The sequence below is a fragment of the Pseudolysinimonas sp. genome (assembly GCF_031389465.1).
In the GTDB taxonomy this organism is placed as follows: Bacteria; Actinomycetota; Actinomycetes; order Actinomycetales; family Microbacteriaceae; genus Pseudolysinimonas_A.
In genome coordinates this window covers 1-7063 of sequence record NZ_JANMSQ010000335.1, presented here as the reverse complement: position 1 = coordinate 7063, position 7063 = coordinate 1, and the positions used below count along the sequence as shown (strand labels likewise).

Annotated in this window: 7 protein-coding genes; 3 read left to right on the top strand and 4 right to left on the bottom strand. The window is 66.7% G+C overall.

All coding sequences use genetic code 11. The features are described 5' to 3' along the window. A partial coding sequence (locus RMO30_RS12895; protein ID WP_309714206.1) for an alpha/beta fold hydrolase occupies positions 1 to 535 on the bottom strand: 535 nt, incomplete at its 3' end. Between the two features lie 40 nt (positions 536 to 575). Between RMO30_RS12895 and treS the strand changes: the two genes are divergently transcribed. Together treS and RMO30_RS12885 are read left to right on the top strand one after the other, a co-directional pair. Beyond that, entirely contained in the window at positions 576 to 2285 is a 1710-nt protein-coding gene (gene treS / locus RMO30_RS12890) for a maltose alpha-D-glucosyltransferase (protein WP_309714204.1), read from the top strand. Positions 2286 to 2334: 49 nt separating this feature from the next. Beyond that, on the top strand, positions 2335 to 3435 hold the full coding sequence (locus RMO30_RS12885) for an NUDIX domain-containing protein (RefSeq protein WP_309714202.1): 1101 nt from the start codon (positions 2335 to 2337) through the stop codon (positions 3433 to 3435). An 89-nt stretch (positions 3436 to 3524) separates the two neighbouring features. Here the strand turns inward: RMO30_RS12885 and RMO30_RS12880 are convergent, their stop codons facing one another. From RMO30_RS12880 to glgA, 3 genes are all read right to left on the bottom strand, one after another. Beyond that, complete coding sequence (locus RMO30_RS12880; RefSeq protein WP_309714200.1) at positions 3525 to 3782, bottom strand: type B 50S ribosomal protein L31; 258 nt, start codon at positions 3780 to 3782, stop codon at positions 3525 to 3527. Positions 3783 to 3876: 94 nt separating this feature from the next. Then, on the bottom strand, positions 3877 to 4662 hold the full coding sequence (locus tag RMO30_RS12875) for an ABC transporter ATP-binding protein (protein ID WP_309714198.1): 786 nt from the start codon (positions 4660 to 4662) through the stop codon (positions 3877 to 3879). Between the two features lie 7 nt (positions 4663 to 4669). Continuing rightward, entirely contained in the window at positions 4670 to 5860 is a 1191-nt protein-coding gene (glgA, locus tag RMO30_RS12870; protein ID WP_309714196.1) for a glycogen synthase, read from the bottom strand. 50 nt (positions 5861 to 5910) lie between these two features. Between glgA and RMO30_RS12865 the strand changes: the two genes are divergently transcribed. Then, positions 5911 to 7063 (top strand): glucose-1-phosphate adenylyltransferase (locus RMO30_RS12865; RefSeq protein ID WP_309714194.1); only part of this gene is annotated, 1153 nt, incomplete at its 3' end.

Here is a 7063-nt window from a genome sequence, read left to right as displayed (position 1 = left end):
GGGTCTTGGCGAGCTTGACGCTCATCCCCTGCACGACGAGCGGGTTGGCCAGCCACGCCCGCGCCGCGCGTTCGGGGATGCGGCGGGCGACGGCGTAGTAGAACCGAGTGGCGCCGATGCCCGCGACCTTCGCCGGGTCGTCGGCGATCGGGTTGATCAGGATGACCGCCCGTGCGAGGAGTCCGTCGGCGACGGCGTGCGAGACGACGATCGATCCGAACGAGTGGCCGAGGAGGATCGCGCCGGCCGTCGAACCGGCACCGAAACCGAGTTCGTCGAGGAAGGCACGAAGCCAGGCCCCGTACCCGGCGATCGAGTGCGGTGCGTCCGTCATCGGGGTGGAGTCGCCGAACCCCGGCAGGTCGGGCGAGATGATGTGGAAGTCGGGCAGCAGCTTCACGACCGGCTCGAGCCCGTGGTGGTCGCCGCGGTACCCGTGCACGACCACGATCGTCGGGCCGTCGCCTCGGGTGCCGTACTCCCAATAGCGCACCCGGCTGCCCAGCACCTGGAGGTCTCGCGTGACAGTGTCCATCGCGGACGAGTCTACGAGCGCCGCTGCCTAGACTCGGAGCGTGACCTTCACCGCTCCGATCACGTTGCCCGGGCTCGCTCTCGACCCGCAGTGGTACCGCCGCTCGGTTTTCTACGAGGTCATGGTGCGCTCGTTCGTCGACTCGAATGGCGACGGCTCGGGTGACCTGGGCGGCCTGATCTCGAAACTCGACTACCTGCAGTGGCTCGGCGTCGACGCACTGTGGATTCCGCCGATCTTCTCGTCACCGCTTCGTGACGGCGGCTACGACGTGGCCGACTACCGGGCGATCTTGCCCGAGTTCGGCACCCTGGACGAGTTCCGTGAGCTGGTCACAAAGGCGCATGAGCGCAACATGCGCATCGTCATCGACCTGCCACTGAACCACACCTCGGACGCCCACGAGTGGTTCCAACAGTCTCGCTCCGACCCCGAGGGTCCGTATGGCGACTTCTACGTGTGGAGTGACTCCGACGAGAAGTACCCCAACATTCGCATCATCTTCACCGACTACGAAGACAGCAACTGGGCGTTCGACCCGGTGCGCCGGCAGTTCTATTTCCACCGGTTCTTCTCGCACCAGCCCGACCTCAACTTCGACAACCCTGCCGTCCACGACGCCGTGTTCGACATCATCCGATTCTGGATGGATCTCGGCGTCGACGGCTTCCGACTCGACGCGATCCCCTACCTGTACGAGTCCGACGAGGGCACCGGCGAGGGCGAGCCCCCCACTCACGAGTTCATCAAGGCCGTCCGACGCATGATGGACACCGAGTACCCGGGACGGGTGATGATCGCCGAAGCCAACCAGTGGCCGAAAGAGGTCGTCGGCTTCATGGGCACGAATGACGATCCGCAGTGCCACATGGCGTTCGACTTCCCGGTGATGCCCCGCATCTTCTACTCGTTGCGCTCACAGTCTGCGGCCGAGTTGACGCGCGTTCTCGCCGAGACCACCGACACCCCCGACGGAGCAGGTTGGGGTGTGTTCCTGCGCAACCACGACGAGTTGACCCTCGAAATGGTGAGCGAGGAATATCGGCAGGCGATGTACGGCTGGTACGCCTACGACCCGCGGATGCGCGTCAACGTCGGCATTCGCCGTCGCCTCGCTCCGCTACTGGACAATGCACGGCAAGAACTCGAGTTGGCTCACGCACTGTTGTTCTCGCTTCCCGGGTCGCCCTTCCTGTACTACGGCGACGAGATCGGCATGGGTGACAACATCTGGCTGCCCGACCGCGACGCCTCACGCACGCCCATGCAGTGGACGCCCGACCGCAACGCCGGCTTCTCGACTGCCGACCCCGGGAAGCTCTACCTGCCGGTCGTGCAGTCGCTCGTCTACAACTACACCCTGGTGAACGTCGAGTCGCAGCTCGCGCAGTCGCGCTCACTTCTGCACTGGGTGCGCAACGTCATCCACGTGCGCAAGGCCCACCCAGTGTTCGGACTCGGTTCGATCCGCGTGCTGCCGACCGACGATGAGTCAGTCCTCGCGTTCGTGCGCGACTACGCCGGCTCCGGCTCCTCACACGGCGACCGACCGGAACAGGTGCTCTGCGTCTACTCCTTCGCACACAACCCGGTGGCGGTGACGATCAACTTCGACGGTTGGTACGGCGCTCCGTTGCGTGACCTCTTCGGGGGCGGCGACTTCCCGCAGATCGGCGATGATGGGCGCCTGACGCTCACCCTCGGAACCCAGTCGTTCTATTGGCTGGGCATCGGCGACGCGACACGCTAATACCGCACGGGTGTACCCGGGTCGGCGGCCCGCGTCGTAGCCTGATCCAGTGGGGACATGGCAGGGTCGCCTGGGTGTCGCGGAGTTCGCGATCTCGGGCCCGGATCAGGACACGGCACGCATCGTCGCGGCGCGCGTGGCGGTGCTCGACGACGACGGCGCCGAACTGTCTCGCTGGGACTGGGGTTCAGATCGGGCCGACGCGGTCGTGGGCGAGGTTGCTCAGACGCTGCGCACGCTGCTCGCGCTCGGCATCCCGATTGCGACCTTCGATGCGACGGGTGGACTCACGGTGCTCGACCGCGAGTGCCGCCGCCGCGGGATCGAGCCGCTCGCCGAACCTGCACCGATTCTCGATCCGCTGCTCCTCGACGAACTGATCGAACCCGAATTCGATGGCGCTCGCACCCTCAACGCCATGGCCGAGCGGTACGAGGTGTTGCCGGGATCGCTCGCTGCCGGTCGAATCGTTCTGGCGATGTCGCAGCGCGAAGAGTTCGCGGGAACCCCGGCCGCCCTGCACGCGCGACAGCGGGGCATGATCGACGGCTGGCCGGTCGTGCCGCTCGACGACATCCGTACCATCGTCGACACCCAGCCGATCCCCGCACCGGCGCCGCGCCCGAGCGACACGGTGCCCATGTTCGAGTTCTCGGAGACCGGCGTGCTCGCCCTGGTGGCGCCACCTGAGGTGGTCCCCCCGCAGTCTGCTCCCCCGCCCCCACCGACCCCCGCCCCGGGACGCATCCACGTCGCTGCGGCGATCGTGACCGACACCGCGGGGCGGGCGATCGTCGTGCGCAAGCACGGCACCACCGGATTCATGCAACCGGGCGGCAAGATCGAACGCGGCGAGAGCGCCCTCGCGGCCCTGACCCGCGAGCTGCAGGAAGAGCTCGGGCTCGACGTGGATGTCGACGCAACCGAGTTTCTCGGATCGTACGAGGCCGCGGCCCTCAACGAGCCCGGACAGACCGTGCGCGCCGAAGTATTTGCGCTCGCGACCGACCAGGAGCTGACCCCGGCCGCGGAGATCGCCGAGATCTATTGGCTTGAGTCGCCCGACGACACCGACTCGGTCGAACTCGCCCCGCTCACCCTCGATGTGATGCTTCCCCTGTGGGCGGCGCGGCGGCCCGCGCTGTTCTAGGACGCTGCCTTTCTCGGACACTGCTGCCCAGAGCATGCACAAGCCCCGCACCGGTTCGGTACGGGGCTTTGCGTGGCTGAGGTGAGGGGCTAGTTCTTCTTCTCGCCGAAGCCCTTGTAGCGCGAGTTGAACTTCTCGACGCGGCCAGCGCTGTCGAGGATGCGCTGCTTACCCGTGTAAAACGGGTGCGACTCGGAGGAGATCTCGACGTCGATGACCGGGTAGGTCTCGCCATCGAGATCGATCGACTTGTCGCTCTTCACCGTCGAACGGGTCAGGAAGGTCGCGCCGCTCGCGAGGTCGCGGAACACGACGGGCGCGTACTCGGGGTGGATCTCGGACTTCATGGCGCTACCTCGAAAGAAACGAAGGGAAGATGGCCGAACGGCCAAGGAGCGACTTTACCAGAATTCGGCGCCCGACCGGGCGCGTTTCGGGTGCCTAAGCGGCGCGAGCCGCGAACCGACCCGCGGCTGAGGTCAGTTCGATAGGAAGTCCGAACGTGGTCGAGAGATTTTCGCCGGTGAGCACGTCGCCGATCGGCCCGGAGGCCGTCACCGCTCCGTTCGCGAGAAGCAGTACGTGGCTGAACCCCGGTGGGATCTCTTCGACGTGATGCGTGACCATCACCATCGCGGGCGACTGGGAGCTACTCGCGAAACCGCCGAGCAACTGAAGCAGCTCTTCGCGAGAGCCGAGGTCGAGGCTTGCCGCCGGCTCATCGAGCAGCAGCACCTCGGGGTCTGCCATCACGGCGCGGGCGATCTGGACGCGCTTCTGTTCCCCGTCGCTGAGGGTGCCGAAACGGCGGTCTTCGAAAGCCGAGAGCTTCCACTCCGCCAGCACGCGTCGGGCGCGGTTGACGTCAAGCTCTTCGTAGACCTCGGTCCATCGTCCGGTGACCGCGTAGGCGGCGGTGAGCACCACATCCAGTACGACCTCGTCGGCCGGGATGCGCTTCGCCATCGCCGATGAGGCGAGTCCGATGCGGGGCTTGAGCTCGAAAACGTCGGACTTTCCCAGTCGCTCGCCCAGAAGGGTCGCGTTCCCCGACGTCGGGTGCATCGCCGCCGCGGCGATCTGCAGCAGCGTGGTCTTGCCGGCGCCGTTGGGACCGAGAATGACCCAGCGCTCCTCTGACTGGACGACCCAATTCACCTGGTCGAGGATGCGGGAGCCTCCTCGAACGACGGACACCTTCGAGAAGTCGAGCACCGGGGAGGACATGGTGCCCTCAGCTTACGTCGACCAACTCCGCGTAGATGGCACGGGTGCGCTCGGCGATCGACCCCCAGCTGAACTCGGCCTCCGCTCGCCGGCGCCCGGCGATGCCCATGAGGCGCGCGGCGGCCGGATCGGCGACGACTGCGGAAAGCGCGGCAGCGAGGTCGGCGATGAACTGCTCAGGATCAACCGGCGTGCCGGTGCCATCCTCGACCTGCTGGATGGGTACGAGGCGGCCGGTGACACCCTCGGCAACGACCTCGGGGATGCCGCCGGTGGCGGTGCCGACAACGGGCAGCCCACACGCCATGGCTTCCAGATTCACGATGCCGAGCGGTTCGTACACCGACGGACACACGAACGTCGTCGACGCCGACAGCAGCGCGGCGAGTTCCGGCTGCGAGAGCAACCGGTCAATCCAGATGACGCCGGTGCGTTCGGCCTGAAGGGCGGCGACGCCGGCCTGCACCTCGGCGAGAATCTCCGGAGTGTCAGGGGCGCCCGCGCACAGAATGAGCTGCACCTCGGGGGCGAGTCGCCGTGCGGCCGCGAGCAAATAGGGAAGGCCCTTCTGCCGGGTGATGCGCCCGACGAAGATGACGCTCGGCCGGGTCGGGTCAACGCCGAAGCTCCGCACGATCTCAGGCTCGTCGACCGGGTGCCAGCGCTCAAGGTCGATGCCGTTGTGCACGACCCGCACCTTTGCGGGGTCGATCGCCGGGTAGCAGCGCAGGATGTCGGCACGCATCCCGTGGCTCACCGCGATCACGGCGTCGGCGCTCTCGAAGGCCGTGCGTTCGATCTCGCTCGAAATGCGGTACCCGCCGCCGAGTTGTTCGGATTTCCACGGGCGCAGTGGTTCGAGGCTGTGAGCAGTGACGACGTGCGGGATGCCGTGCAGCAACTTCGCAAGGTATCCCGCACCGTTGGCGTACCAGGTGTGCGAATGCACAAGATCGGCACCGGCGACATCCTGGGCGATCTGCAGGTCGACCCCGAGGGTGGCGAGTGCCGGGTTCGCGGTCGTGAGCTGCGGCGGCACGAGGTAGGCGTGCACATCCTCCTCGTCGCGGGGCATCCCGAAGCACCGCACGACCACGTCGGTGTTCGGCCGCAACGCCGCCACCAGCTCCGCCACGTGCACGCCGGCGCCTCCGTAGACCTCCGGCGGGTACTCGCGGGTAACCACGTCGACTCGCATTCTGTGAACGCTAGTACACCGCCCCCGTCAGTGGCCCGTACTGTTGACCCATGGCGGCGAAGAAGGTGTTCGGGATTGTCCTCGCGGGCGGCGAAGGCAAGCGCCTCATGCCATTGACCGCCGACCGGGCGAAGCCCGCGGTCCCCTTCGGCGGGGGCTACCGACTGATCGACTTCGCGCTGTCCAACCTCGTCAACTCGGGTCTGCGCCAGGTGGTCGTTTTGACCCAGTACAAGTCGCACTCACTCGACCGCCACGTGTCGCAGACGTGGCGACTCTCCGGACTTCTCGGCGCGTACGTCGCCTCTGTACCCGCTCAGCAGCGTCTCGGTAAGCGCTGGTTCTCGGGGTCGGCCGACGCCATCCTGCAGAGCCTCAACCTGCTGCGTGACGAGCGGCCCGACATCGTCGTGGTGGTCGGCGCGGACCATGTCTATCGCATGGACTTCGCCCAGATGGTGGAGGCGCACATCGAGTCGGGCGCGGGCGTTACGGTCGCGGCGATCCGGCAGCCGATCGGGCTCGCCGACCAGTTCGGGGTGATCGAGCTGGATGCGAAAGACCCGCATCGCATCAAGGCCTTCAAAGAGAAGCCGAAGGATGCCGTCGGCCTCGCCGATTCCCCCGGCGAAGTTCTCGCCTCGATGGGCAACTACGTGTTCAACGCCGACGTGCTCATCGACGCCGTGCAGCGTGACGGCGACCGGCCGGACTCCAATCACGACATGGGAGGCGACATCGTTCCCGACTTCGTGGCGCGAGGCGATGCAGCGGTGTACGACCTGCAGCGCAACCAGGTGCCTGGCGCGACCGACCGCGACCGCTACTACTGGCGCGATGTCGGAACGATCGAGTCCTTCTTCGATGCCCACCAAGACCTGATCTCGGCTCTTCCTGTCTTCAACCTCTACAACCGGGACTGGCCGATCTTCAGCCAGCAGCTCAACTCGCCGCCGGCGAAGTTTGTCCGCGATGGCGAGAACGCGGTAGGCACAGCGATCGATTCCATCGTCTCGCTCGGCTGCGTCGTGTCGGGCGGGCACCTCGAGCGCAGTGTGCTCGGCCCCTGGGTCACCGTCGAATCGGGGGCGAAAGTCGTCGACTCGGTCATCTTCGAGCGCGTCCGCATCGAGGATCGGGCCACCGTGCAGCGCGCTATCCTCGACAAGGACGTCGTCGTCGAGTCCGGGGCCACCGTCGGCG

What these genes read in the sequence shown, in the direction of transcription:
- RMO30_RS12875 (WP_309714198.1), bottom strand. Translation starts at nt 4,662, where the DNA reads ATGTCCTCCCCGGTGCTCGACTTCTCGAAGGTGTCCGTCGTTCGAGGA.
- glgA (WP_309714196.1), bottom strand. Translation starts at nt 5,860, where the DNA reads ATGCGAGTCGACGTGGTTACCCGCGAGTACCCGCCGGAGGTCTACGGA.
- RMO30_RS12880 (WP_309714200.1), bottom strand. Translation starts at nt 3,782, where the DNA reads ATGAAGTCCGAGATCCACCCCGAGTACGCGCCCGTCGTGTTCCGCGAC.